Raw genomic sequence first — 24426 nt, forward strand, 5'->3', positions numbered from 1 at the left:
AATATAAAATTTCCAGATCTAATAGTACTGATGTAATGTATAGGTAAAAATAAAGACCTCTCTAATCAAAAAGATTTGAGAGGCTTTTTATAGTTTCTGATTAAATTATCGGAGATCATACCTAAGGCGCATGACATTGTAAAACAATCGAGCATCTCGTCCCATTTTTGTTCGAGGATTTATTTGTGATTGAAGGCAGTTTAACAGCATCTCGTCACACTGTTTGGTGGGTCCAAATCTCTTATAACAGTCATCATGTTTCTTGCAGCATGAGTCTACTTGATTAGTAGGTCCCCATGGACCGGAACAGCCAGGACCGCACCAATTATATCCTGGATAACATAGTCCTTTGCCTGCACGTCTTCTTCTTCTTTGCATACTTCCACCTCCATATAAATCTTTATAATTAATATATGAGGAGTCGGACAAAACGTAAGGGCGGATAAATAGTGAATGTTTCCTTTTGTTTTCTAATGGGCTGTTGTGACAAAACAAATATATCCTTATAGAAAAAAGCCCAGAGTGAATCTCTGGGCTAAAAACTAAGATATGACAATCTCACAATCTATTATTTATTCAATTCACGGATAATATGCATTCCGGAAACCCATCCTTGTGTACCATTTGAAAGTTTCACTTTATACCATCCATTGCTGGTTTCCGGATTGTTTTTTGAATCAACCGATAGCTCAATATATTGATAATTAGATAGGGTACCGACTATACTGCTGCCTGTATTCGCAGCAGAACGGACATTTAAGGATGTAGCATCCACACGCGCCAGATTTTTAACGGACATGTATTTATAATAACTGCTTAATCCAAAACTGGATGTATAATACATTTTCACTTTGTATTTTACTTTTAAAGACTCATTGTTATGTTTTTCTAGTAAATTAAAGGTTTCTCCTGCTTGAATGCTGACAGAAGATCCTGAGTTTGTTTTTGTGACATATTCAGAACTGACCCAGCCGGTTTTTCCGTTATATTGAACCTTACACCAGCTACCACTTGCACTAAGATAGGTTATCGTTTTCCCATTAGGAATGGTGAGCAGAATAGAACCATCTGTTGAAGCACTTGATCGCAAATTTAGGTTTGAAGTTGTCTGATAAACGGTTGAACCTGTGTTATCTGCTGATGTCAGATTAATTGTTTTATGGGCTACAGCAAGAGTACCGGTAGGAAAGACATCTTTTGCATCAGGATAAGAGGGTCTGCTTGGCACCTTTTTATTCGGGTTGGCATTTTTTGCACCCTCGTTACTGTAATCAAGCATTGCCGACATATGTTTGGCAATCGCTTTTCCCCAATTTGAATCGGTCGCATAATAAAAATTCATCCCGCTGCTTAGGCTGTCGATTCTATTCCCATTACTATCTTTAACGGTAGAACCAAGATAAGCACCTTTATAGGACCAGTATCCTTCATTTAAATACGTTGCTTTCATCATTTGAGCAATAAATTCAATATTTGATTTGATTGTATTAAATTTGACAGCACCCACGAATGGAGCTGCATCGTAGGCTCCGTAACCAAACAGATTATTTTTTGCCAATGATATAGTCGATTTACCGAAATTGCTCTCATGAATGGCATGTGCTGCAAGATACAAAGCGTTCACGCCATACTTGTTTGCTGCATCAATAAATATGCTTCCCCTGTTATATAGAACACTGTTGGAGGAGGTTGCATTTTTCGCAATATACGTATTAATCTGAGCAGCTGTTACGGATGATTTTGTCCTTAAATCCATCGTTACATAGGAATCTGAACTGATTGGATTAGAGGAATCGGAGGTAGATGCTCCTTTTACCAGGTAGGATGAGTTGACCCAGCCTGTAAGTGAGTTAAAGGAAACCTTATACCATGCCCCTTTTTTGGATAAATACGTAACCTGCTTTCCTTTAGGTATAGTAGTAATGACTGTTGCACTGGTAGAGCCTGAAATTCGAAACTTCAAATTAGCAGTTGTCGTATAAATCTCTTTATTCTTTACTTCCTCTTTTTTATCTTCAGTTGTTTCCTTTAGGAATTCAGAGCTGACCCAACCTGTTTTGTTTCCATACTTCACCTTAAACCAAAAACTGTTTTTTGATAGATAGGTAACTTTCTCTCCTTTTGGTATAAGCGTTAATACGGACCCCTGGGTAGAAGCCTCAGTTCTTAGATTCAGTTTAGCAGTAGTTTGATAAGTCAAATTCGCCTTTGGTTTTTCAACAGAAGGGGAGGGACTCTCATTTTTAACCGGTGTAACACCTTTTAAATAACTGGAGCTGACCCAACCAGTTTTACCGCTATATTTCACCTTGAACCAAGAACCACTCTTGGAAACATAAGTAACAGATTTCCCTTTAGGAATTGTCGTTAAAATGGATCCTTTCGTTGAAGCAGAAGAACGTAAATTTAAATTTGCTGTCGCTTGATACTTCACCTCTTGCTGTGGTTTTGCCACGGTAGATGGTGTGCCTGTACCGTTTGTTGGTTTAGCAGCAGCTGAGTTAGCTTTTAAATAACTGGAGCTGACCCAACCGGTTTTACCGCTATATTTCACCTTGAACCATGAACCGCTCTTAGAAACATAAGTAACGGATTTCCCTTTAGGAATCGTCGTAAGAATAGATCCTTTTGTGGAAGAAGAGGATCGTAAATTTAAATTAGCTGTTGCTTGGTACGTAACCTCTTGCTGTGGTTTTGCCACAGCGGAAGGGGTGCTGCTCGTTGGTTTAGCAGCAGCTGAGTTAGCTTTTAAATAACTGGAGCTGACCCAACCGGTTTTACCGCCATATTTTACTTTGAACCATGAACCGCTTTTGGAAACATAAGTAACGGATTTCCCTTTAGGAATCGTCGTTAAAATAGCTCCTTTTGTTGAAGCGGATGATCGTAAATTAAGGTTAGCTTTCGTTGTGTAGGCTGATGAACTGCTGGTAACAACAGCAGATTTCACCACAGCAGGTTCAACCTTAGCTTTCTCATTTATTTTTTTTACATAATCTGAACTAACCCAGCCCGTAGTAGTTTGATATTTTACTTTAATCCAAGAACCGCTAGTGGAAATATAGGTTAGGGTTTTCCCTTTAGGTATGGTTTTCAGGATTTTCCCATTGGTTGACGCTTTGGATCGTAAATTAAGATTAGCTGTAGTTTGATAGCCAGACACAATTGCTTTACTAGAAGTAATATTTTCAGCTTTCTTCACATACTTATTATTGACCCATCCTGTGCGATTGTTAAATTTCACTTTGAACCAAGAACCACTTTTTGCAAGGTAGCTAATCTTTTCCCCTTTAGGGATGGTTAAGAGTACAGTGCTTTTAGTAGAATTACTGACTCGTAAATTTAAATTAGAAGTGGTTTCGTAATACGTAACACTAGATGCTTCTGCCTTTTTGGTGTCCAATAATTTTAATGATGTATCCCCGCTATATAGGATAAATCCTGCAGATAATAAAAGTGTTGTACCCTTATAGACCAATGGCTTATGGCTTGCCTTTTGATTTTGCAAATGTACATCCTCCTTTATTCTCCCTCAGTTTTACAAGGCTGTATGGCATATATTTTTGTCAGACAACTGCAAAGACCAGTTAAATCAATCCCAAACAAATTTAAGGATAAAATGAGTAACTAAAAAATGTCTCCATCATAAAATGTCATAGAGGGTGCTATATCACATATCGGCATAATTTGGGAAATCTTTAGCGAGAAATGTAAGATTCCATAATTTAGATGTTATTTTTTCATTAAAAAAAGGAATAAAGGTAATAATAATGTAGAAAGGGGGAGATAAAATGGAAGGTTATCTACAAAAAATAACGAAAAAGATATCTAGTTATTGTTTTCATCTGGATATGAAAAAGAAAGTGAAAAACAGTCATTTCACGATTGTCTCAGACAATGATTGGGGCAAGAAAGTATACGATGATTTAGGTATGGAATACAACTCTCCATTTATTGGAATGTTCATATTTGCACCGGACTATATTGAGCTTTTATCTAACTTTGAGCATTATATGAAATCTCCCCTTAAATTTACACTCCATTCAAAATATGATGGAATAACGGATATCTATCCCATTGGGCTGTTGGACCAGAAAGTGGAGATCCATTTCTATTCCTATAAGTATAAACAGACAGCATTAAATGACTGGAATGAAAGAGTTAAACGCATAAATTGGGATCAGTTGTTTTTTAAATTCAGCGATCAGTATCAGTGCAGAAAAGAATGTATTGAAACGTTCAATCAGTTGCCTTTAAAAAACAAAGTTTGTTTTACGGCTAGGCCAATGGGACATTTAGACAATGTGATTTGTTTTTCAAATCAACACATAGAAACCAAATTACAAAATGAGCTAACGGATTATAAGAAATACTTTGATGTAGCATCTTGGCTGAATACAGGGGAAGTGATTAAGAAAGAGCCTGAAAAAAGAAAAGCCAATTTTGAACTGCATTTTCCTTTTAAGCTAATCGACAACAAATAGATAATTAATTAAAACACCGGTGTTTTCCGGTGTTTTTTATGTGCTCATGGTATTAGACCGACGCTGCAGGCAGATTGCACTTAAAAAGGCTAATCTATTAATTCTTATCCTAACTCTCCGTACGATTTTCAAAATGGTAATCCGTTTTTATATGTGGATTTTGCTTTAATAATTGACGAACAAATTCAGTTTGGTTTTTTGGTGAAATGGCAATCGTATTAAATCCTGTAAAATTAATTTCTATTTTATTCATAGATTGGGCAGGATCTGTAAAAGGATTTCTGGTTTTTCTTATACTACTAATCGTATCAATCTTAATTTCCTTCTTAAATGGACCGTAGTGTATGGTGAGGAGATTTTCCGCAATTGTATATCCCGTTTTAAGCCATATCCACATTAAACAAAAACCAACTGGTACTAAGAGTACGATTTTAATCCATTGCTTGTCTAAGAACTCAGGGGTCATCCAAACACCAAGGTCTGGAAAGAAAATGGGTGAAAGAATAAAAATAAATGCGAATAACCAAATGGTAGCGGTTATCCATAAGTCTCTTTTTGATGAAAAATACATGCTATCATCCTCTATTCGTTTGAATTTATACTTTCTTGGTGGTACGTATGTAGATGTAATTTACCCTTCAAATTAACAGGTGAATTAATGGAAATTCGCCGTCGATTGGCCGTTTTACGATTTGGGTCAGCTTTCAATTTGTATTTTACCAAAACAATCCATATTTTAGGTGTGTAAAATAGTTTCTATTCTGAAATTTTAAATTAAGATATTCGCTTAGGGAAAGAAATAATATATAAATATAGTTTTTCTTGAGATATCCATTATTTTTGATAAAAGTGCTACAGGAAATGAAAATTACCAATGTTTTTTGAAACTATCTGTCTGTTTGTTCGTATGTATAGTATGGTAAAATTGCCTTAGAAAGGGGTGACTGTTTATGTTCTATATGATCCTTCTTGGATTGGTAGGAGCTACAGCTGTAGTTTTTCTGCAGGACGCAAAACCAGCAGGACCAAAACAGGAACGTTTGGCAAATGTGATGAAGCGAATAGCAGGTAAAAATCAAAAAGACCAGTTTGTATGCACTCAATTGGATGATCGTTATGCCCATTATGTATATGAATTGGATTCAAATATACTATCTATCTTGGCTGGACCGGATTACATTACGATTAATGCGCAAAAAGCTAAAACCAAACAGCCTTTACTTGATGTTCGATACGATACAAGATCGAGAGTTTATACAGAAAAGAAAATCTCTGAACAGTTATTAAAGAAAGAAAGCGATCTAGAAAAGATTGACCTGTTTTTAAGATGGGCCATTATGAGTTTTCAGCCGGAAAAAATGAAAATGATATATCAAAATAACAATAACTTTACTGCTCTTATAAACGAGCTGGAAGATGCGAGAAAAAGAAACTATCTCTCATCACCGATTGATCATGCCTTTACTCAAATTATCCCAAGCCTGGGTTATTTACTGGAGCATGTGGATCTCATCTCTGATGTTGATTATGAGCATCAGGTTAAGGAGACAATAATTAAAGATTTACGAAAGCTGATAGCTGACTTTAGTCAATTGGAATCCAAACAACAAGAAAAGTATGAACATGATACATTAAATCGACTGATTATCATACAGGAGCGAATTACACAAATTCGCAGACATATTGACAATACAAGGGAATTTGACTTAAAGAAAACATTGACTACAATCGATCAAAGATACGAAAAATAATGTTGGACAAGAGGTGGAAAACCGATGAGTGAACAAAATAGGGAATTTGATGAAACAGCGATTCAATCATTCATAAATCCCGAAGATATGAAAAAATTAAATGATGAAGCAACTCAGGTCGTCAAAAAAATATCTGACACGGATGCACATAATATTGACTCCGTCCTAGAGCATTTAAGCAATTTCGGCGGCAATGAGCAACGTATGGCTGGGGAATCATTAAACAGTCTACGCAGACCAGTCAAAGACATGATGGACAACAAGGACAATCACGATATACCAACTAATCTGCTCAAGCTTCGCGAGGCGGTTTCTGACCTAAATCCAAATGCCTATCAGACAAAAGGAATAGCAAAGATTGTTCCAAAGTTTTTGCGCAAGAGTTCAAATGAAAAGTTTATTGCAAAGTATCAAACAGTGGAAAAGAATATTGATGAAATCGTCCAGTCCTTACTTAGAGGAAGAGATATGCTTCAGGAGGATAATGCTGAGCTTGATGTCATCAAAAAAGATGTCCATGAAAAAATTTATCTCTTAGATAAACAAATCTATATGGGTCAGCATCTTTTCCAAATGATTGAGGATAAAAAGAACGATCCAGAATGGCAGAATAAGCAGCAGCTTGTCATGGAGGCACAGGAGAAAATTATTGTGCGAACAAAGAATATGAGCTCTATGGTAAATGTGCTACAGCAATCCCTTGCTTCTGTTGATATTATCAAGAAAAATAATGATAAATTGAAAGAAGCCATTCGGAATGCAATTGATACGACTAAGAACTTAGCTCCCGTTACATCTGCTATTCATTTGGCACTGCAAAATCAGGAAAGAATCATTACAGCAATCAATGACGTAAATGAAGCTACAGAAAACATGATTTTGGCAAACGCGCAAATGCTAAAAGAAAACACAGAAAAAACAACGAAGCTCCTGGAGAATCCATCTATCTCGATTGAAAAGCTTCAAAAGGCTTACCAGGATATTTATTCTGCTATTGAGACCCAGGAAGCATCCAGCAGAAGGATTATCGCCAGCAGTAAAGAGTTTGTAACGAAGCTGGATGATATGAACAGAGAAATGAAAACGAAGTTATTAAATCAATAAGGGGGAAGAAACCATGCAATATGTTAGATATTCTCTCTTGCTGCTAACCTGTTATTTGACCGTGATGTTTAGTGGATTGATACCAGTGGTATTCTTTGATTCATTCGGAATGTTCCTGGGTTCCTATATTTCCATGTCCATCGGGATTACAATTCTTTTATTTGGCTTATTCTTTATGAAAATGAAAGAAAACCATTCATTGAAAATGAGGTTGCTTGTCATTAATACGATTGGTTTCCTGCTATTCCATTTTAATTTTGCAGGATACACTTCATACAACTCCATGGTACTGTGTTATCCCATCCTAGCAGTCTTAACATTGGTTGCATACGACAAGTATTATAAAAAGCAGAAGGAAAAAGGAAATCGAATATACTACTGAAACGCCGATTGATTCGGCGTTTTTTTTATTTAACTGTTCTTCAGAGACGGGACGTCAGATAGGCAGTCTTTTAATTATGCAGCTATCTTCTCAGGTATGGATTAAGAGCAATAATTAAATTAACCTGAAAATGAAAAATAATAAGTATCACAGGTTGATCATCCGTATATGAATGGAAAATTAGAAAAAGTATTTAAAAAGAAAGACAAGCTGGCAGATGGAGGCACGGCTTGTCTTTCTCTTTGTTTTATAGATTGTCTGCAGGAGAAGTGGCATCATACCTCTTTGGTTGTTCATCAGGCACAAAATCCGCATTGAATTCTTTCTCTGATTTAGAAACAACAACAGTTGCCACACCGTTGCCAATTAGGTTCGTAATTGCACGTGCTTCAGACATGAAACGATCGACACCAATTAATAACGCCATTCCTTCTACCGGAATCATTGGGAAGGCAGCCAAAGTGGCGGCCAGTGTGATAAAGCCGGATCCTGTCACCCCTGCAGCGCCTTTTGAGGTTAGCATCAATATGCCAAGCAAGGTCAGTTCTTGCCAGATGGTCAAATCAATCCCATAGGCCTGGGCGATAAAGATGGCGGCCATTGATAGATATATAGATGTACCATCAAGGTTGAAGGAGTACCCTGTAGGGATGACCAAACCGACGACTTGCTTTGAACAGCCGTAGTTTTCTAGCTTTCGCATCATTCCCGGCAGGGCAGATTCGGAAGATGATGTACCAAGAACCAGCAGAATCTCTTCTTTAATATAGGCCATGAACTTAAAGATATTAAAACCGTAATATTTTGCAATTGAGCCGAGGACCAAGACGACGAATAAAAACATAGTGAGGTACACAGAGCCCATCAATTTTCCGAGTGAAACAAGCGATCCAAGACCGAAATTTCCGATTGTATAGGCCATTGCGGCAAACGCGGCGATAGGGGATATTTTCATAACCATATTGACAATCTTAAAGAATATATCAGCTATTATTTCAAAGAAGGTGATGACTGGTTTGGCTCTTTCGCCGACAGAAGCAGCAGCCAGTCCGAATAGAATTGCTGAGAACAAGACCGGAAGCAGTTCCCCTGAAGCAAGGGCGCCGACAACATTCTCAGGAATCAAGTTCAGAATGAATGCTCCGAAGCCCTGATCCGATTCAGCAGCCTGTGCCGTATATTGTGATACATCGCCAGTTTTTAAATTCTCTGTATTAAGCCCGCTTCCAGGCTGAACAAAGTTGACGACAAGAATACCGATTGCTAAAGCAAGAGTGGATACAATTTCGAAATACAATAAAGCCTTGCCGCCAATCTTCCCGATTTTCTTTAGGTTGCCCATGCTTCCAATCCCAATGATTACTGTCAAAAAGATAATTGGAGCAATCAACATTTTAATTAATTTTATGAATAAATCAGCAAGGATTTTTAAACTGGCACCGAACTCAGGGAAAATTGCCCCTACCATAATCCCTAAAATGATACCGGTGACAACTTGGACAGTTAGATTCTTAAAGATTTTCAAAGCCAACCCTTCTTTCTGTTTTATTGTTAGCGCTTACAATTTATTGTGTTTATCTTAAAGGATAAAGAAGGAATTGTGGGATTATGGTTTTAATGTTCTTTTTGGTCTTTTTGGTCACCAGGATAATTATCTTAATCGAAAGAATGAGCATATTTCTTTAATCAGCATCCAATCTATATGAAAAAGAAAGACCTTCCGTAGGGGAAGGCCTCATCAGTCAATCGACTCTTGAATCTTTTTTAATAGTTTTTCGTCGAATTGGGTCTTATAGTAATCATACAGTGGCAAGAAAGTTTGCTGCCATTGCCGTAATTCTTCGTCACTTAGATGATAGATTTCAAGCTCAGCGGAAGCTTCCAATTTCGCTAAGGATTCTCTGTTCATTTGCTCGGATTGCGTTAAGTTCCAAGCTGTCGCTTCGTCCATTGCTTCGATGACTGCCTGCTGTAAATTCTTTGGAAGACTGTTCCAAAACTCATTGTTAATCATGACTGCATATCCAAGAATACCATGGTTGGATAGTATCATATGATCTTGCACTTGATAGAAACCCTTAGAATCAATGTTAGAGATCGTATTTTCTTGGCCGTCAAGCTTCTCCCTTTCTAATAAACTATAAACCTGGTCAAAGGAAGCGCTTCGGTTCTCTGCACCAACAAGGTTCAGCTGCCTTTTGAGCATGTTACTTGGCATGGTACGCAGAGTAAGTCCCTCAAGATTATCTGGCAGTTTAACAGGAGAATGGGCCGTTGTAATTTGTTTAAATCCATTATTCCAAAAGGCCAAGCCCTTTACACCATACTCATCAAGCATCCCTAATAGCTCTCCCTTTATGGGACCTGTGAAAATCTCTTCTATATCTTTATAATTCTTCAATAAATACGGCAGATCGAGAACTTGCCATTCGGGAATCCAATCTGTCACTTTTGAGAAGGAGGGAGCAATCATCTCGATATCGCCATTTTGCAAAGCTTGCAGTTCCTCCCCATCTGAGTAGAGTGTGCTGTTTGGATATACCTCTACCTGGATAGCTCCGTTAGTCTTCTTCTCGACTAGCGTTGCAAATTTATCAGCGGTGAGCCCTTTTGGTGTATTTTCGGCAACAACATGACTAAAGTTGATGACAATTTGTTCGTTTAAGCCCTCTTGTTCAAAATCAGGCGGTAAGCTTGCTTTCTGCCCAAAATCATGCTGAACCCCCATGTATATCACCAATACGGCAATGATGGAAACAGCTGTTATTAAAAAACTTTTCATATCATATCCCCGCCATATTATTCTTTTCAATATTCTACCATGTTTTTTGGTGGTACAATGGAAAAAAGTTACTCGAGGAGTTTTGGGCATGAAGCAAATATCTATCCATTGGAAGATTATGACTATGACTTTCTTCATCATTATCTGTTCTTTTGCTGTTGCAGGTATCTTTGTGCTCGGAAGTTTCATGGAAAAGAAGGAGGCAGAAATCAGCGAACGGAGCCTGCTCCTCTCAAGAACGGTTGCTGAATTGCCTGAGGTGAGGAAGCTGCTTTCAGAAGGCGGTGACAAAAGCAGAGCGGAAGAAATAAACCCAGTTGTTGAGCGGATTAGGGTTATCAATAATGCTGATTATATTGTTGTGCTCAATAATAATCGTATCCGACTGTCCCATCCTGGCAAAAGGATGATAGGTACAGTGTCAAAAACGGCAGATGAGGATGCTGCGTTTACGGAACACAGCTATGTCTCTAAAGCGAATGGAGAAGCAGGCACAGTTATGCGCGGATTTGTTCCTATTATGGATGATGAACATAATCAGGTAGGGGTGGTTATCACAGGATATCTGACCCCAACTCTATGGGAAATTGTATGGGGGACAAGGATTGAAATCTTCTTGGCTATTGGTTTTTCGCTGCTACTTGGCGCATGGGGAGCATGGTCACTGGCACGGCATGTTAAAAACCAAATGTTTGGGCTTGAGCCACATGAAATAGCTCGTCTCTATGCCGAACGGAATGAAACCTTCAATGCCATGCATGAAGGAATTATCGCTATTGATAATGATATGACCATTACGGTTTTTAATGAAAAGGCCTATCGTATCCTTGGTGTAGATAAGCAAAATCTAATCGGCAAGAATATTTATGATGTTCTGCCTGATACAAGATTGCCAGAAATCATTGATTTTAATCACCCGGTCTATAATAAGGAGTTATTGGTCAACCAGCATTCCATTTTGAGTAATCGTATTCCTATTCAGGTAAGGGGCAAAACGATTGGAGCCGTCGCAGTCTTTCAGGACAGGACAGACGTGAAGAAGCTAGCCGAGGAGCTTACAGGCGTAAAGGCTTTTGTTCAGGCTCTCCGTGTTCAAAATCATGAACATAAAAATAAGATGCATACAATCGCAGGCTTGCTTCAGCTTGGTAAATATAAAAAAGCAACTGAATATATCTTCCAAGCTAAAGAAGAACAAGAAATGCTCACTGATTTCCTACATGAACGCATTAAAGATGACAATCTATCAGGTTTGCTTTTAAGTAAGGTTAGCCATGGGAAAGAACTAGGTATCGAAGTCGAAATAGATAAGAACAGCAATTGGACTCATTTTCCAAATGGGCTTGACCATCATGATTTTGTCGTCATTATCGGAAATCTTATTGAAAATGCATTCGAGGCTGTACAGAAATCTATCCAAAAAGAGCGTAAAGTGTCTATTAGCTTGGACCAAACGGATGAATCTACATCAATTTTGGTGGAGGATAATGGAATTGGGATGGATGAAGCCGTCATCAATAATCTATTCAAAAATGGATACACCACCAAACAAGAAGAAGGACATGGGATTGGGATGTACTTGATTCATGAAATTGTCGCCAAAGGCGGCGGCAATATTGAAGTGGATAGTTCTCCTGGTGAAGGGACCAGCATTGTCATTACTTTTTAAGGGGGAAATGAAATGGAAACAGTTACTGTATTACTAATTGAGGACGATCCAATGGTACGCGAGGTTAATCGTGGGTTTATTGAGAAAATAGAAGGCTTCCATGTCGTCGGTTTTGCCCCGAACGGTAAGGTGGGGCTTGAACAAATAGAAATCTTGAAGCCAGAACTTGTTTTAATGGATATATTCATGCCTGAACAGGATGGGCTTGCTACTATCCGCAAAATCAGGGAAAAGGCCATTTCGACAGAGGTCATCGTCGTTACGGCAGCTAATGACCAGCAGACAATTCGGGAAATTCTGCAGTTTGGAGCTTTTGACTATGTCATGAAGCCATTCACCTTTGAGCGAATGAAGCAAGCGCTCGAAAACTATAAGGCATACAGGGAGCAATTCAAACAGAAAGAGGAGTTGACTCAGGATGAATTGGACCGTCTCTTGCGCAGCCAACCTGAACAGGGGCATAAAATGAAGAAGGAAGTACTCCCTAAAGGACTTAACCCGGCAACAATGGAGAAAATACTTCTATTCATCGAAGAGAAAAAGAAACCAATCTCGGCAGAAGAAGTTGCCGAAGGGACTGGACTTGCAAGAGTCACAGCTCGTCGTTATCTGGAACATCTCGAAAAGCAAAACAAAGTAGAAATTGTATTACAGTATGGCGGGATAGGACGGCCTATCAACCGTTATCAAACGGTTAATTGATATTAGCATTAATCAGTTAAGAAGCTACAAAAGCTAAATATTTCTTGTTTTATCAGAGAATTATTGCAATATCCATTCAAGGTTATTCAACGTTTGGCAACCTAGCAATGAAAAGTAAAAAATACAATACATCCTGGGGAAAAACTTTATTATAAATTCAAAAAAATGAGGGGGAACTCGTTATGGAGAATAAATTGATTCAAGAGTTAGGGATTAAATATCCCATCTTACAAGCTCCTATGGCAGGCGTGACCACTCCGGAACTAGTTTCATCAGTTTCAAATAATAATTGTTTAGGTAGTATTGGAGCCGGTTATTTAACAGCAGATAAAACAAGAGAATTCATACATAATGTAAAAAAGTTAACTAAACATCCATTTGGTATAAATCTTTTTGTACCTGAAAATCATGAATTAATAGAAGATAAAATTTTAAAAACGAATAGTTTATTAGACCAATATCGAAAAGAACTTCAGATAGTAAAGGATGATTTGTCGATTTCTACTAAATCAGAATTCGATGAACAAATTGAAATAGTATTAAAAGAAAAATTGAAGGTTTGCTCGTTCACATTTGGTATTCCAAGTAAAGAGATTGTGAAAGAATTAAAAAAGGTCGGAACAGTTGTTATAGGTACTGCAACAAATGTAAAAGAAGCCCAAATAGTTGAGAGTATAGGAATGGATGCAGTGGTTGTTCAAGGCAGCGAAGCAGGAGGACATAGAGGATCATTTATGAATCCAGATAGCTTAATAGGGTTAATGTCTTTAATTCCACAAGTTGTAGATAATGTTTCCATACCTGTTATTGCTGCAGGAGGGATTATGGATGGAAGAGGTGTCACAGCGGCTTTATGTCTTGGTGCAAAAGCAGTTCAATTAGGCACAGCTTTTTTAACTACAAAAGAGAGTGGAGCACATCCATTACATAAGAAGGCTATTCTTAATGCATCAGAAGAAGATGTATTATTAACCAGGGTCTTTTCTGGTAAGACAGCCCGGGGTGTTAACAATAAATTCATGGAAAATATGAGAGAGTACGAAAATGAATTGCCGGCTTATCCTTATCAAAATACATTAACTAAAGAAATAAGAAGGGTAGCAAGTGAACAAAATAATAAGGAATATATGTCACTTTGGTCTGGGCAGAGCCCAAGATTAAGCAGGGAAGTATCGGTTAAAGAATTAATACAATCTCTTCAAGAAGAATCAAAAGGGATTCTGAACCAGTTTGTAAATTTATAATTTATAATTTATAATTTATCTTTTATTTTTACTTTTGAATAAGAACAAAAACCACCAAACTAATAAAAATAAATATCCTATGGTTGTAAATATGGACCAGATCGCTCCATGTTGTAATAGACTAATTAAATGTTCAAATTCGTTCATTTTTTCTGCTCTTCCAATACTGTTTATCAAACTGATTATTAGAGCCACTTATTAGTATTTTCTTAACAAATTTTAAATACTGGAAGGGAATGATAGCTTAAGGATGGAAATATAATGGTAGTAGGCAGGCTCATGATTACTTTTTAAAGGGAATGAAGGGGCGATCAGATGTGAATATGATGGCGAAGGTTAAACTCATATTTTATGCAGTAATCGTATTTTCGATTTATCTGTATGCCATTTTCTATTCTTTTGGGGATCATGATTTGAATTTAAATCACACGTCTAGTAAACAAATCACTGCTTCCTCGGATGAGGATATCAGAAGAAATGTTCAAATAAAATTTATCCTTTTGAATTCATCCGGTCATGCACTTGGTGAAACTGATATTTTGATTAAGAAAAACTCTAAGAATCAAGACAAGAAACCCTTAAATGTTCAAACTAATAGTAAAGGTGAATATGAGTTGACCATAGAACCTGGTTCATATGATGTCCATTTAGAAAAAAATCGCTCTGTACAAAAACAAGTAACTATTCATTCTAAGGATGATGGTAAATCAATAGTACTGAAGTTTTAAAGAAGCCTTAAGTAAGGCTTTTTTATGCATTTGTTCATTATAAACGCTGTTAACAAACATATATTAAACGTTATTTATAGACTAAGTTTTGCCTGAACGTTATTGGTCGTCAAAAGTAAGGGAGGATTGAGCTATGCGACAGATTATTGCCTTAGGAGGCGGAGGTTTCTCAATGGAACCGGATAATCCGTTATTGGATCGATATATTTTAAAACAGGCTACTGTAAATAGGCCAAAAATATGCTTTGTACCAACTGCCAGCGGGGATGCGGACGGGTATGTACAAAGGTTTTATACCTTTTTTAATGAGCAGGAGTGCGAACCAACTCACTTATCATTATTTAAGCCTCCAACCAAAAATTTGCAGGATTACATACTCGAACAGGATATTATCTATGTAGGTGGAGGTAATACGAAGAACTTATTAATTCTCTGGAAAGAGTGGGGATTGGATCGAATACTGAAAACTGCTTATGACCAAGGAATCCTATTGTGCGGTATAAGTGCAGGTGCAATTTGCTGGTATGAGGAAGGATTGACCGATTCATTTGGAGATACACGTGAACCAATAAAGGCATTGGGGATATTAAAGGGGAGTCATTCACCTCACTACGACGGTGAAATGAATAGAAGACCTGCCTATTTACAAATGGTTAAAGATAGATTAATAAATCCAGGTATTGCTGCTGATGATGGAGTAGGGCTTCATTATGTAAATGGAGAGCTGGTAAAAGTAGTGAGCTCCAGACCGAACGCCGCCGCCTATAGTGTTAAAATTTCTGAAGATGGCATTGAGGAAAAAATCCTGGAACCCTTTTATTTAGGAAAGGAAGACTTATAGAGAGAATAACACGTTGTGCTTATTATAATGTTTACATCTTTTTCATATGAGGGAAGTAGAAAAGTAAGCAAAAATAGATTAAAAGTCTTTCTGAATTGATAGTCGCAAATGAATGGGGTGCGGAGGATGAAGATAGCGATTTCCGGCGGTAGCGGTTTTGTTGGGAAGGAACTTGCTGCATTATTAGTCAGGGAAGGTCACGAGGTTTATATTTTGACCCGTAATAAAAATAAGCTGACAATGTCAACTGTTAAACCAGTCGAATGGCTTAATGAATATAGTAAACCAGAAGAGGAATTGGAGGGGGTTGAAGCTATTGTTAATCTAGCTGGCACATCCCTGAATTCTGGTCGTTGGACGGAGAAAAGAAAAAAGCAAATTTTAAAAAGCCGTATAAATGCTACAAATGAGATCTATAGGATAATAGCAAAGCTTGACCCTAAACCTCGAATTTTAATCAATGCAAGTGCTATTGGTTGTTATGAGCCATCTCTAGAACAAACCTATCATGAGGACTGGAAACAAGCAGGTGACAATTTTCTGGCGGAAACTGTTGTTCAGTGGGAGCAGGGAGCCCAAAAAGTAACAGATTTTGGAATGCGAGTCGTATTTGCCCGTTTTGGTCTAATTCTTGGTGCCAAAGAAGGGGCTTTTCCAAAATTGATTTTGCCCTATAAGCTATTTGTCGGAGGTAATTTAGGTTCAGGCCGACAATGGTATTCGTGGATTCATGTTGAGGATGTGGCAAATGCAATTTTATTTTGTATCCGAAATAACCAAATAAATGGCCCGGTGAATTTTACCGCTCCGCATCCAAAGAGAATGGAGGATTTCGGTAAAACTCTGGGTGAGGTACTTAATAAACCGCATTGGACAACCATTCCTTCTATTTTCATGAAGACAGCTCTTGGAGAAATGAGTACGTTAATACTGCAAGGGCAAAAGGTGATACCCAAAAAATTAATCGAAGCCGGATACTCATTTATCTATCCGGATTTAAGGTCTGCTCTAAGGCAATTAGTAAAACAAAGAAAGGACTCGCGGAGGTAAAAGCAGAGTCCTTACTTCTTTTGAATTATTTTTCGTCATGAAAATCATGATTTTCATGCTCATCATGATCATTGTCTGCTGAATGTTCATAATGATCCTCTACATGATCATCATATTGGTCGTCTGTATGATCCTGCTCTTGGTTCCATTGTTGACCGAAGAATAATGGACGTCTTCTTTCCTTGTATAGGTTTCTTGAAATGCCAATTATTTTCTTGAAGCGGATGGCTATTATGCTAGTTTGACCTCTATTTGTGGTAAGCAGCAACAAAAAGTCGCTCTTTAACGCCTTTAATTCCCCGTAATATGAACCTTCAACTGTAATAACCTGGACTTGTTCACCAATTAGATCAGAAGCATAATCAAAAAAATCTTTATCACTTTCATTACTCAAATGTAGTCTCCCCTCTCTTTATAATTAGTTAATGCACGTTATAGATCATTTGCATAGGTGTTTTGCTTAGGGAATAGGGGAATAATTATAGTTTGGTAATGGGTATAGAAACGGCAAAGTGATATGATAAACATATAAACCATACTATTCAACCCAGAATAGTTTTTTCGATAAGGGAGCTGGCAACATGGAGGAATATTTAACAAAGCAACAAGAAACTATTTTGCAGCAATTAAAAGACGTAGCAAAAGAGTTTTCTGTAAGAGCACAAAAATATGACGAGGAACGCTCATTTCCAGCCGAGAATATTACCGATTTGAAAAAAATGAAGTATACAACCTTAACCTTGCCACAGGAATTTGGAGGAGCAGGGGAAGGGTTAACGACTTTTTTGCTTGGCCAGGAGATCATCGCCCAGCATTGCGGTTCAACGTCACTAGCAATTGGGTGGCACAATATGGTGATCCTGGAGCTCTTAGAAAATAAAACATGGACAGAAGAAAATAAAAAGAAACTATTTAACGAAATCGCTGACGGAGCTTTGGTTAATCGTGCCGCATCTGAACCAGCGACAGGTAGCCCAACAAGGGGAGGTAGACCAGAGACGATCGCTCTTAGAAAAGGAGATAAATGGATTCTTAACGGAAGAAAAACGTACACCTCACTGGCTCCGGTTTTGGATATTTTTCTTGTAAGTGCATGGATTCCTGACGAGGAAACGATTGGTTGGTTTAAAGTATACAAAAACCAGAGCGGTGTGAGTATTGATGAAACATGGGATATGATCTCGATGCAGGGAACTGGCAGCCATGATTTACTTATGGAAAATGTAGTGCTTCGTGAAGAAGATTTTGTGGAAAGAGCTTCTGCTAGAAAAGCTTCAGGCTGGCTTTTACATATACCTGCGTGTTATTTAGGCATTGCAATGGGAGCGCGTAACTATGCGATTCAATTTGCAAAAACGTATTCACCAAACAGTTTAAAGGGCACAATCTCTGAACTGCCGCATATTCAGGCAAAGATTGGTCAAATGGAGCTTGAGCTGATGCAGTCTAGGAGCTTTTTATATTCTATTGCTCAAAGATGGGAGCAGTATCCTGAGAAACGTGAACAAATGGGTCCTGAATTGGCAGCTGTTAAAACGGCTATAACCAATCAAGCAATCTCGATTGTCGATACAGCCATGCGAATAGTCGGCGCACAAAGCCTGCAACGGAAAAGTCCAATGCAAAGATATTATCGTGATGTTCGGGCAGGTCTGCATAATCCTCCTATGGATGATTCTACGCTGACCTTACTTGCTAAAAATGCGTTGGAGAAACAAATATAATAGAAGAAAAAAGGTAAGATTAAGAAAATGATTTAAGCTTACCGGTATAATGTTTAAAGAGAGCAGGGTAAATCTAATGGTTTACCTTGTTTTACGTTAATGAAGGTTTTTAAGTAATAAAATTCACAGAAGACTGAGAGCCAATGACTATAATTATCTCAGTTCACTAGTGAATCATTGATTTATTTGGTGATACGCCTGAAATTACCAAATGTAAACATTTCTCCTTGAAGAATATTAACTCACATGTTTAGTGTGATATAGAAGGTATAAGTCTAATAATTTGCTATTTTAGAATTTATCTGTTATTCTAAAGAAGAATTATTTTTGTTCGTTTTCAGATTGAGAAGCGATTTTGATTTTCGTCTAAGGTTTTTGAGCAAGGATAGTAACACATTGTGTGGAAACACACTAGGAGGCAACAATTATGGAACAAGGTAAAGTGAAATGGTTTAATGCAGATAAAGGTTTTGGATTTATTGAACGTGAAGGTGGAGAAGACGTATTCGTACATTTCTCAGCAATCCAAAGCGAAGGCTTCAAATCTTTAGACGAAGGTCAAAGTGTAACGTTTGAAGTAGAACAAGGACAACGTGGCCCACAAGCTACAAACGTTCAAAAAGCTTAATAACAGCTAATAGATAGACCCTACATTAGTAGGGTCTATTTTTTGTTTAATCAATAATTTTGAGAATAAAAATAAAGCCCTATTCAATTCAAGAAATGAATAGAGCCTCTGTAACAAACGTATGAAACTAGTAATATCAAATGGTAGGCTAAGTATAGCACAGTGGTTTATAATCACTAATTTAAACCGGATTATACAGTGATATTCTGACGACAAATCGGAATATTATGGTAATATGTTAATGGTAAGATAGTGGGATATCAATAAGGGAAAAAGTAATGATTCTGAAATAAAAAAGAGTTTACAGTAAAAGTATTTGGTGAAGAAACAATCACAGAATACAAGGGCTCGGGGTTTTAAATCAAGAACCAAATGCCTACCAAAAGAAACTGCCTTAGGGATTATTGAAATGATCGTTGATGACTTCTTTAAGGAATTCCAATTCATGCTACACGGAAACAGCCTGAAAAATTAATTGCAAAGTTTCTAATAAGAGCTAAAAAGAAACCCAATTGAAATTTTGTAAAGTAGTTTAAAGCTGCACGAAAATAAATTTATTCATATGTTTAAAAGTCCAAAAGGAGGTATTGAAATGTCTAATGAATCAACATTTCAGAGAGAAGTAAAAGATTTTTGGTATCCAGTATACAACAAAAATGGATACCCGCATGTTCAACAAGGAATGATTTTAAATCCTGAGAGGAATGAGGAATTTTCCCCGTTTATTCTAATGGCTGAAGACTGGTTTAAGCGTGGAACCTTCTCCGACCATCCCCACAGAGGCTTTCAAACTATAACGTATGTTATTGATGGAAGGCTTGAACATATAGATAATGCAGGAGGGTATAGCATTTTGGATGCTGGTGATGCCCAATACATGAATGCTGGTTGGGCAGCTAGGCATGCGGAAGAGGCTTTTGACGATGATCTTATTCATACCTTACAGCTGTGGCTGAATCTGCCAAAAAGTCTGAAGCATACAGAAACAAGTTATCAAAACATCTATGTAGAAGATGCTCCTGTTGTGAATGTTGAAGGGGGTTCCATTCGTGTTTACTCAGGTGATGTTGCAGGGGTAACGGGACCTATGAATAGTTTGGTTCCTATTACGATGACAGAAATTAGCCTCCGTGAAGGGGCTGAATACACACATGTTTTGCCTGAGAATCATAATGCATTTTTGTATATGTTGGCGGGTGAGATGGAGTACGGAGAAAGTAAGACAAATATAGCCAAAACAGGAGCGGCTACACTATCCTTTATTGAGGAAGGCTCCGATTCTAACTCAAGTGAATTAAAAATAAAAGCATTATCTCGTTCTAAAGTATTGATTTATTCAGGCGTTCCGATCCGGGAAGAAATAGCTCTTGGTGGACCATTTGTAATGAATACACAGGAAGAAATCAGGGAGGCGTTCCGCGATTTTCAGCGCGGATTATTTGGACCACCTGCAGTAAAAAAATAAATCATAATGAGAGAAATAAAATATATTTTCAAACAAACACCAGATGGATCATAAACATCTGGTGTTTGTTTGTATAGTTTGTGAACGTATGTTCTTAAACTATCGAGAGTGTTGATCCTAGAAATGTGTTACTGACAAATTTAATCAGTGATCTTACCAAAAGCAAAAATAACCAATCAAAATACATATATTTTTTGAGTTCAGTTCCTTTCTAGTCCTATATCCATATCTATTGCCCTACAAATAATCTACCAAAGGGACGAACATTACATGTGGAATTTGGAAAAATTATAAAATTTATCAATATAGTAAAATAATTCTAAAAATTATTTGCATATTAATCTGGTACTCTCATATAATAGAAGATAATAAATTACATAAAATGTGATTTATGATAATAATTTTCAAAAGTAACAAATGTTTGGTCGAAGGGTTTTATATTTGATTGAAAATGGAGGGATAAGAATGTTTGAAAAACTGCAACGTTTAGGAAAAGCTTTTATGATTCCTATTGCTGTTTTGCCAATAGCGGGGATCATGCTAGGTATTGGGGCAGCTTTTACCAACCCCCTTATGGTAGAAACCTATGGGTTGGAAGGAATCCTAGGAGAAGGCACAATCTTGTTTTATATTTTAAGCACCATGTCTGCAATTGGTAATATTGTATTTGCTAACTTACCTTTGATATTTGCTGTTGGGATTGCTTCGGGGTTAGCATTACAGGAAAAAGGCGCAGCGGGTTTATCAGCAGCAATTGCTTTTCTTGTCATGCATGTTATTGTTGGTACCATTCTAGGTTTCCTGGGCCATACACCAGAGACGACAACGGTAGACTATTTCTTATCTCAGGGTCTAGATCCGGTTGAAGCAGCAAAGCAGGCAAACGTATATGGATACGAGCTTGGTATTTTTACAGTTAGAATTGGCGTGCTTGGAGGAATTATTGTTGGTTTATTAGTAGCCTTTTTAGCTAATAGATATTACAACAAGCAGCTTCCAGAAGCACTTTCGTTTTTCTCTGGAGTAAGGTTTATTCCGATTATTTCAGTATTTGCAATCAGTGTAGTAGGGGTGATAATTCCATTTATTTGGCCATATGTCCACCTTGGAATTTCAACCTTCTCAGAATTCTTTGGACGAACAGGCCCGATCGGAATGTTCTTCTATGGATCTCTGATGAGACTTCTCAATATTTTTGGACTTCATCATGCTATTTATCCACTATTCTGGTACACCTCACTTGGTGGAGAATTAGAGGTTGCAGGGAAAATCATACAAGGTGGACAAAGCATTTTCTTCGCCCAATTGGCTGATCCGACTGTTACCAAATTTTCAGCTGAAGCAACGAAGTATTTCACAGGTGGATACTTACCAATGATGTTTGGTTTACCAGCAGCTGCCCTTGCTATGTATCATACTGCTAACAGTAAAAACAAGAAAATTGTAGGTGGTATTCTATTTTCAGCAGCCTTAACATCCTTCTTAACAGGGATTACTGAACCAATCGAATTTACATTCCTTTTTGTAGCACCATTACTTTACGGGATTCATGCCATCCTAGAGGGAATTTCCTATGCTGCTTTATATGCTTTAGATGTATCGGTAGGGGTTACTTTCTCAAGGGGTATTATTGATTTTACATTATTCGGTCTATTGCAGGGTAATGATAAAACGAATTATATTTGGATTCTCATTCTCGGAATTCCAACAGCACTAATCTACTACTTTGTATTTAAAACACTTATTCTAAAATTGAATCTAAAAACTCCAGGTCGTGGGGAGGATTCTGAGAATAAGTTATATACGAAGAAAGATGCTTTGTTAAAAGATATTGATATCGAGGATGTAATCACAGCCTTAGGTGGAAGAGAAAACCTAGTGGACGTGGATGCATGTATAACTAGATTAAGAGTAACCGTCAAGGATATCGATAAAGTTGCAGAAGATTCCGTCTGGAAAGATGAACTAAAGGCAAAGGGACTCTTTAAGAAAGGCAAGGGTGTTCAAGTCGTATATGGAGCCCTCGCAGAGATCTTAAAGAATGAGATAAACAACGTTAAATAATCCTAAAAGGTTAATAGGTGGAGCTGTAGCGGTATTATGTTTTTTCTTTCTTTAATCTATATATTAATGCTAAGCTACCTCCACTATTTAAGTTTCGTTAATTGGATTGCTGCTGGAGAATCGTGCTCCAATTGTAATCATCAAGGTAGAAAAACAGAAATAGTAGGTGAATAAAAATGTTGGAACAAATAAAAAAGGGTCTTGTAGTTTCATGTCAGGCTCAAGAGAGTGAGCCTCTTCATAGCTCATTTATCATGTCAAAGCTTGCTCTGGCTGCCAAGCAAGGTGGAGCGGCTGGTATTCGGGCAGAATCGAAACCGGATATTATCGCGATTAAAAAAGAAGTAGATTTACCTGTCGTAGGAATTGTAAAGCGAAATTATCCAAATAGTGAAGTTTTTATCACAGCAACAAAACAAGAAGTCAATGAACTAATTGAGACAGGCTGTGAAATGATTGCGATGGACGCAACACTAAGAGAACGTCCGAATGGAGAAACATTAGCTGATCTAGTTTCATATGTAAAAGAGTATTATCCAGGGGTTCAGTTGATGGCAGATATCTCCTCGTTGGAAGATGTAATGAATGCGGAACGATTGGGCTTTGATTGTGTTTCCACAACCCTTTATGGCTATACAAATGAGACAAAAGGATGTAAATTATATGAGAATGATTTTGAATTTATCAAAACAGTCTTAAAAAATGTCTCAATCCCTGTTATAGCTGAAGGAAATGTTATCACTCCTGAAATGGCGGGAAGGGTACTTGACTTTGGAGCTTATTCCGTTGTAGTCGGGGGAGCAATCACTCGGCCGCAGCAAATAACAAGTCGCTTTGTTGAAGAAATAAAGAAGGGTTGCTGATCAAACTTAAGGAGGAAGGAGTCATCTATGGTTACGCTCTTGAAGGAAATTCAATCGAAATATTCTTCATTCTCCGATAAAGAAAAAGGCTTAGCTGATTATTTGCTTTCTTCGCCATCAGAAGCTTCCAAGTGCACGATCAAAGAAATAGCAGAAAAGACGAATGTATCCGTTGCAACGATTACACGATTCTGTAGAAAAGTATCCTGTAAAAATTTCGTGGAATTAAAAATGAACCTGGCGAGAGAAACGCACCATGAAGAAGCGGAAGATATGGATTCCAAAATAAGAAGTCAGTATATGGATGTAATCCGCGATATAGAAGGATTAAACAGCCGCAAATCGATAATGAAAGCACTCAAATTAGTTACAAATGCTAAGCGGATTTTTATCTATGGTTTAGGAAGTTCGGGACTTGCCGCACAGGAATTAAATTATCGATTGAGTAGGATGGGCTTTGCCAGTGAAGCTGTAACTGATCCACATTTAATGATTATTAGAAGTACCTTATTAAAAAAGGGGGATTTATTATTAGCTATTTCACGTTCTGGGCAAACCCGGGAGTTAATTTCATCAGTTAATGAAGCGAAGAAAAAAGATGTTAAATTAATCTCTCTGACGGCTTATGACCATACATATCTTACGCAATTATCGGATGAAGTACTATGGACCGTCCATCCCGTTCGCAATGCCTATCTGTCGACCGGTCTTGATTTAAGCGCGCTTTACCTCATCGATTTAATTAGTATGCATTTTCTGGAAGATCCCAATAGAAAAAAAATCTATCAAGAAACCATTTCCGCAGTATCGTCTCAGATTCATATTAATAGTTGAAATAAAGAAGTTTAAAATACTCCGCCTAAGAGAGTTGATTTGTTTAAAATCAGCCTACCTTGGGAGGAGTATTTTTTTGTAAAAAGATATTCATATTATTGATCTGTCTTT

22 protein-coding genes are annotated in these 24426 nt (G+C 37.5%); 16 read left to right on the plus strand and 6 right to left on the minus strand.

Annotation, left to right across the window (positions count from 1 at the left end):
- Positions 1–105 precede the first annotated feature (105 nt).
- Positions 106–378, minus strand: coding sequence for a phospholipase A2 family protein (locus AC4G3O_RS10710; protein WP_139891105.1), 273 nt, complete (start codon positions 376–378; stop codon positions 106–108).
- Positions 379–568: 190 nt separating this feature from the next.
- Positions 569–3508: an SH3 domain-containing protein gene (locus AC4G3O_RS10715; RefSeq protein ID WP_491136149.1), complete on the minus strand. Its 2940-nt coding sequence runs from the start codon at positions 3506–3508 to the stop codon at positions 569–571.
- Positions 3509–3791: 283 nt separating this feature from the next.
- Here AC4G3O_RS10715 and AC4G3O_RS10720 point away from each other — a divergent pair, with 283 nt between their 5' ends.
- Positions 3792–4484 (plus strand): DUF1919 domain-containing protein, encoded by a 693-nt coding sequence (locus AC4G3O_RS10720; RefSeq protein ID WP_139891103.1) that lies wholly within the window; start codon positions 3792–3794, stop codon positions 4482–4484.
- A 109-nt stretch (positions 4485–4593) separates the two neighbouring features.
- On the opposite strand, the gene AC4G3O_RS10725 is transcribed toward AC4G3O_RS10720, so the two are convergent.
- A complete protein-coding gene (locus AC4G3O_RS10725; RefSeq protein WP_066104197.1) occupies positions 4594–5055 on the minus strand; it encodes a PH domain-containing protein in 462 nt (153 codons plus the stop codon).
- A gap of 379 nt (positions 5056–5434) precedes the next feature.
- On the opposite strand from AC4G3O_RS10725, the gene AC4G3O_RS10730 reads away from it, so the two are divergent.
- Genes AC4G3O_RS10730 through AC4G3O_RS10740 form a run of 3 tightly spaced genes read left to right on the plus strand, consistent with a single transcriptional unit; the run spans position 5435 to position 7721 of the window.
- Positions 5435–6235, plus strand: coding sequence for a hypothetical protein (locus AC4G3O_RS10730; RefSeq protein ID WP_066104194.1), 801 nt, complete (start codon positions 5435–5437; stop codon positions 6233–6235).
- Between the two features lie 24 nt (positions 6236–6259).
- Positions 6260–7339, plus strand: a complete 1080-nt coding sequence (locus AC4G3O_RS10735; protein WP_066104191.1) for a toxic anion resistance protein — start codon at positions 6260–6262, stop codon at positions 7337–7339.
- Between the two features lie 13 nt (positions 7340–7352).
- Positions 7353–7721 carry a hypothetical protein gene (locus AC4G3O_RS10740; RefSeq protein ID WP_066104187.1) on the plus strand — a complete coding sequence of 123 codons (369 nt, stop codon included), beginning with the start codon at positions 7353–7355 and terminating at the stop codon, positions 7719–7721.
- Positions 7722–7968: 247 nt separating this feature from the next.
- Here AC4G3O_RS10740 and AC4G3O_RS10745 read toward each other — a convergent pair whose 3' ends face one another.
- Together AC4G3O_RS10745 and AC4G3O_RS10750 are read right to left on the minus strand one after the other, a co-directional pair.
- The gene (locus AC4G3O_RS10745; RefSeq protein WP_066104184.1) at positions 7969–9246 is read right to left on the minus strand and encodes a dicarboxylate/amino acid:cation symporter; all 1278 of its coding nucleotides are present in this window, start codon (positions 9244–9246) and stop codon (positions 7969–7971) included.
- A gap of 213 nt (positions 9247–9459) precedes the next feature.
- Entirely contained in the window at positions 9460–10503 is a 1044-nt protein-coding gene (locus AC4G3O_RS10750; protein WP_139891101.1) for a DctP family TRAP transporter solute-binding subunit, read from the minus strand.
- 88 nt (positions 10504–10591) lie between these two features.
- Here AC4G3O_RS10750 and AC4G3O_RS10755 point away from each other — a divergent pair, with 88 nt between their 5' ends.
- The 6 genes from AC4G3O_RS10755 to AC4G3O_RS10780 all read left to right on the plus strand — a co-directional run bounded on the left by AC4G3O_RS10755 (position 10592) and on the right by AC4G3O_RS10780 (position 16737).
- Positions 10592–12172 carry an ATP-binding protein gene (locus AC4G3O_RS10755; protein WP_491136150.1) on the plus strand — a complete coding sequence of 527 codons (1581 nt, stop codon included), beginning with the start codon at positions 10592–10594 and terminating at the stop codon, positions 12170–12172.
- A 12-nt stretch (positions 12173–12184) separates the two neighbouring features.
- Positions 12185–12874: a response regulator gene (locus AC4G3O_RS10760; protein WP_066104175.1), complete on the plus strand. Its 690-nt coding sequence runs from the start codon at positions 12185–12187 to the stop codon at positions 12872–12874.
- Between the two features lie 182 nt (positions 12875–13056).
- Entirely contained in the window at positions 13057–14118 is a 1062-nt protein-coding gene (locus tag AC4G3O_RS10765) for an NAD(P)H-dependent flavin oxidoreductase (RefSeq protein WP_140461377.1), read from the plus strand.
- 317 nt (positions 14119–14435) lie between these two features.
- A complete protein-coding gene (locus AC4G3O_RS10770) occupies positions 14436–14846 on the plus strand; it encodes a hypothetical protein (RefSeq protein WP_140461378.1) in 411 nt (136 codons plus the stop codon).
- Between the two features lie 133 nt (positions 14847–14979).
- Complete coding sequence (locus AC4G3O_RS10775) at positions 14980–15687, plus strand: Type 1 glutamine amidotransferase-like domain-containing protein (RefSeq protein ID WP_491136151.1); 708 nt, start codon at positions 14980–14982, stop codon at positions 15685–15687.
- 126 nt (positions 15688–15813) lie between these two features.
- Positions 15814–16737, plus strand: coding sequence for a TIGR01777 family oxidoreductase (locus AC4G3O_RS10780; protein WP_491136152.1), 924 nt, complete (start codon positions 15814–15816; stop codon positions 16735–16737).
- A 25-nt stretch (positions 16738–16762) separates the two neighbouring features.
- Here AC4G3O_RS10780 and AC4G3O_RS10785 read toward each other — a convergent pair whose 3' ends face one another.
- Positions 16763–17131 carry a hypothetical protein gene (locus AC4G3O_RS10785; RefSeq protein ID WP_140461381.1) on the minus strand — a complete coding sequence of 123 codons (369 nt, stop codon included), beginning with the start codon at positions 17129–17131 and terminating at the stop codon, positions 16763–16765.
- Between the two features lie 187 nt (positions 17132–17318).
- Between AC4G3O_RS10785 and AC4G3O_RS10790 the strand changes: the two genes are divergently transcribed.
- The 6 genes from AC4G3O_RS10790 (at position 17319) to AC4G3O_RS10815 (ending at position 24315) form a co-directional block, all read left to right on the plus strand.
- A complete protein-coding gene (locus tag AC4G3O_RS10790; RefSeq protein WP_491136153.1) occupies positions 17319–18461 on the plus strand; it encodes an acyl-CoA dehydrogenase family protein in 1143 nt (380 codons plus the stop codon).
- A gap of 427 nt (positions 18462–18888) precedes the next feature.
- Entirely contained in the window at positions 18889–19089 is a 201-nt protein-coding gene (locus AC4G3O_RS10795) for a cold-shock protein (RefSeq protein WP_050614125.1), read from the plus strand.
- A 592-nt stretch (positions 19090–19681) separates the two neighbouring features.
- A complete protein-coding gene (locus AC4G3O_RS10800; RefSeq protein ID WP_490551727.1) occupies positions 19682–20554 on the plus strand; it encodes a pirin family protein in 873 nt (290 codons plus the stop codon).
- Positions 20555–21019: 465 nt separating this feature from the next.
- Entirely contained in the window at positions 21020–22618 is a 1599-nt protein-coding gene (locus tag AC4G3O_RS10805; RefSeq protein ID WP_491136154.1) for a PTS transporter subunit EIIC, read from the plus strand.
- A gap of 176 nt (positions 22619–22794) precedes the next feature.
- A complete protein-coding gene (locus AC4G3O_RS10810; RefSeq protein ID WP_491136155.1) occupies positions 22795–23481 on the plus strand; it encodes an N-acetylmannosamine-6-phosphate 2-epimerase in 687 nt (228 codons plus the stop codon).
- Positions 23482–23508: 27 nt separating this feature from the next.
- Positions 23509–24315 carry a MurR/RpiR family transcriptional regulator gene (locus AC4G3O_RS10815; protein ID WP_491136156.1) on the plus strand — a complete coding sequence of 269 codons (807 nt, stop codon included), beginning with the start codon at positions 23509–23511 and terminating at the stop codon, positions 24313–24315.
- Positions 24316–24426 lie beyond the last annotated feature (111 nt).

This window comes from Bacillus sp. z14 (2026) (genome assembly GCF_058313575.1).

What these genes read in the sequence shown, in the direction of transcription:
- AC4G3O_RS10760 (WP_066104175.1), top strand. Translation starts at nt 12,185, where the DNA reads ATGGAAACAGTTACTGTATTACTAATTGAGGACGATCCAATGGTACGC.
- AC4G3O_RS10730 (WP_066104194.1), top strand. Translation starts at nt 5,435, where the DNA reads ATGTTCTATATGATCCTTCTTGGATTGGTAGGAGCTACAGCTGTAGTT.
- AC4G3O_RS10710 (WP_139891105.1), bottom strand. Translation starts at nt 378, where the DNA reads ATGCAAAGAAGAAGAAGACGTGCAGGCAAAGGACTATGTTATCCAGGA.
- AC4G3O_RS10800 (WP_490551727.1), top strand. Translation starts at nt 19,682, where the DNA reads ATGTCTAATGAATCAACATTTCAGAGAGAAGTAAAAGATTTTTGGTAT.
- AC4G3O_RS10810 (WP_491136155.1), top strand. Translation starts at nt 22,795, where the DNA reads ATGTTGGAACAAATAAAAAAGGGTCTTGTAGTTTCATGTCAGGCTCAA.
- AC4G3O_RS10805 (WP_491136154.1), top strand. Translation starts at nt 21,020, where the DNA reads ATGTTTGAAAAACTGCAACGTTTAGGAAAAGCTTTTATGATTCCTATT.
- AC4G3O_RS10755 (WP_491136150.1), top strand. Translation starts at nt 10,592, where the DNA reads ATGAAGCAAATATCTATCCATTGGAAGATTATGACTATGACTTTCTTC.
- AC4G3O_RS10815 (WP_491136156.1), top strand. Translation starts at nt 23,509, where the DNA reads ATGGTTACGCTCTTGAAGGAAATTCAATCGAAATATTCTTCATTCTCC.
- AC4G3O_RS10775 (WP_491136151.1), top strand. Translation starts at nt 14,980, where the DNA reads ATGCGACAGATTATTGCCTTAGGAGGCGGAGGTTTCTCAATGGAACCG.
- AC4G3O_RS10780 (WP_491136152.1), top strand. Translation starts at nt 15,814, where the DNA reads ATGAAGATAGCGATTTCCGGCGGTAGCGGTTTTGTTGGGAAGGAACTT.
- AC4G3O_RS10740 (WP_066104187.1), top strand. Translation starts at nt 7,353, where the DNA reads ATGCAATATGTTAGATATTCTCTCTTGCTGCTAACCTGTTATTTGACC.
- AC4G3O_RS10765 (WP_140461377.1), top strand. Translation starts at nt 13,057, where the DNA reads ATGGAGAATAAATTGATTCAAGAGTTAGGGATTAAATATCCCATCTTA.
- AC4G3O_RS10795 (WP_050614125.1), top strand. Translation starts at nt 18,889, where the DNA reads ATGGAACAAGGTAAAGTGAAATGGTTTAATGCAGATAAAGGTTTTGGA.
- AC4G3O_RS10735 (WP_066104191.1), top strand. Translation starts at nt 6,260, where the DNA reads ATGAGTGAACAAAATAGGGAATTTGATGAAACAGCGATTCAATCATTC.
- AC4G3O_RS10750 (WP_139891101.1), bottom strand. Translation starts at nt 10,503, where the DNA reads ATGAAAAGTTTTTTAATAACAGCTGTTTCCATCATTGCCGTATTGGTG.
- AC4G3O_RS10790 (WP_491136153.1), top strand. Translation starts at nt 17,319, where the DNA reads ATGGAGGAATATTTAACAAAGCAACAAGAAACTATTTTGCAGCAATTA.
- AC4G3O_RS10720 (WP_139891103.1), top strand. Translation starts at nt 3,792, where the DNA reads ATGGAAGGTTATCTACAAAAAATAACGAAAAAGATATCTAGTTATTGT.
- AC4G3O_RS10725 (WP_066104197.1), bottom strand. Translation starts at nt 5,055, where the DNA reads ATGTATTTTTCATCAAAAAGAGACTTATGGATAACCGCTACCATTTGG.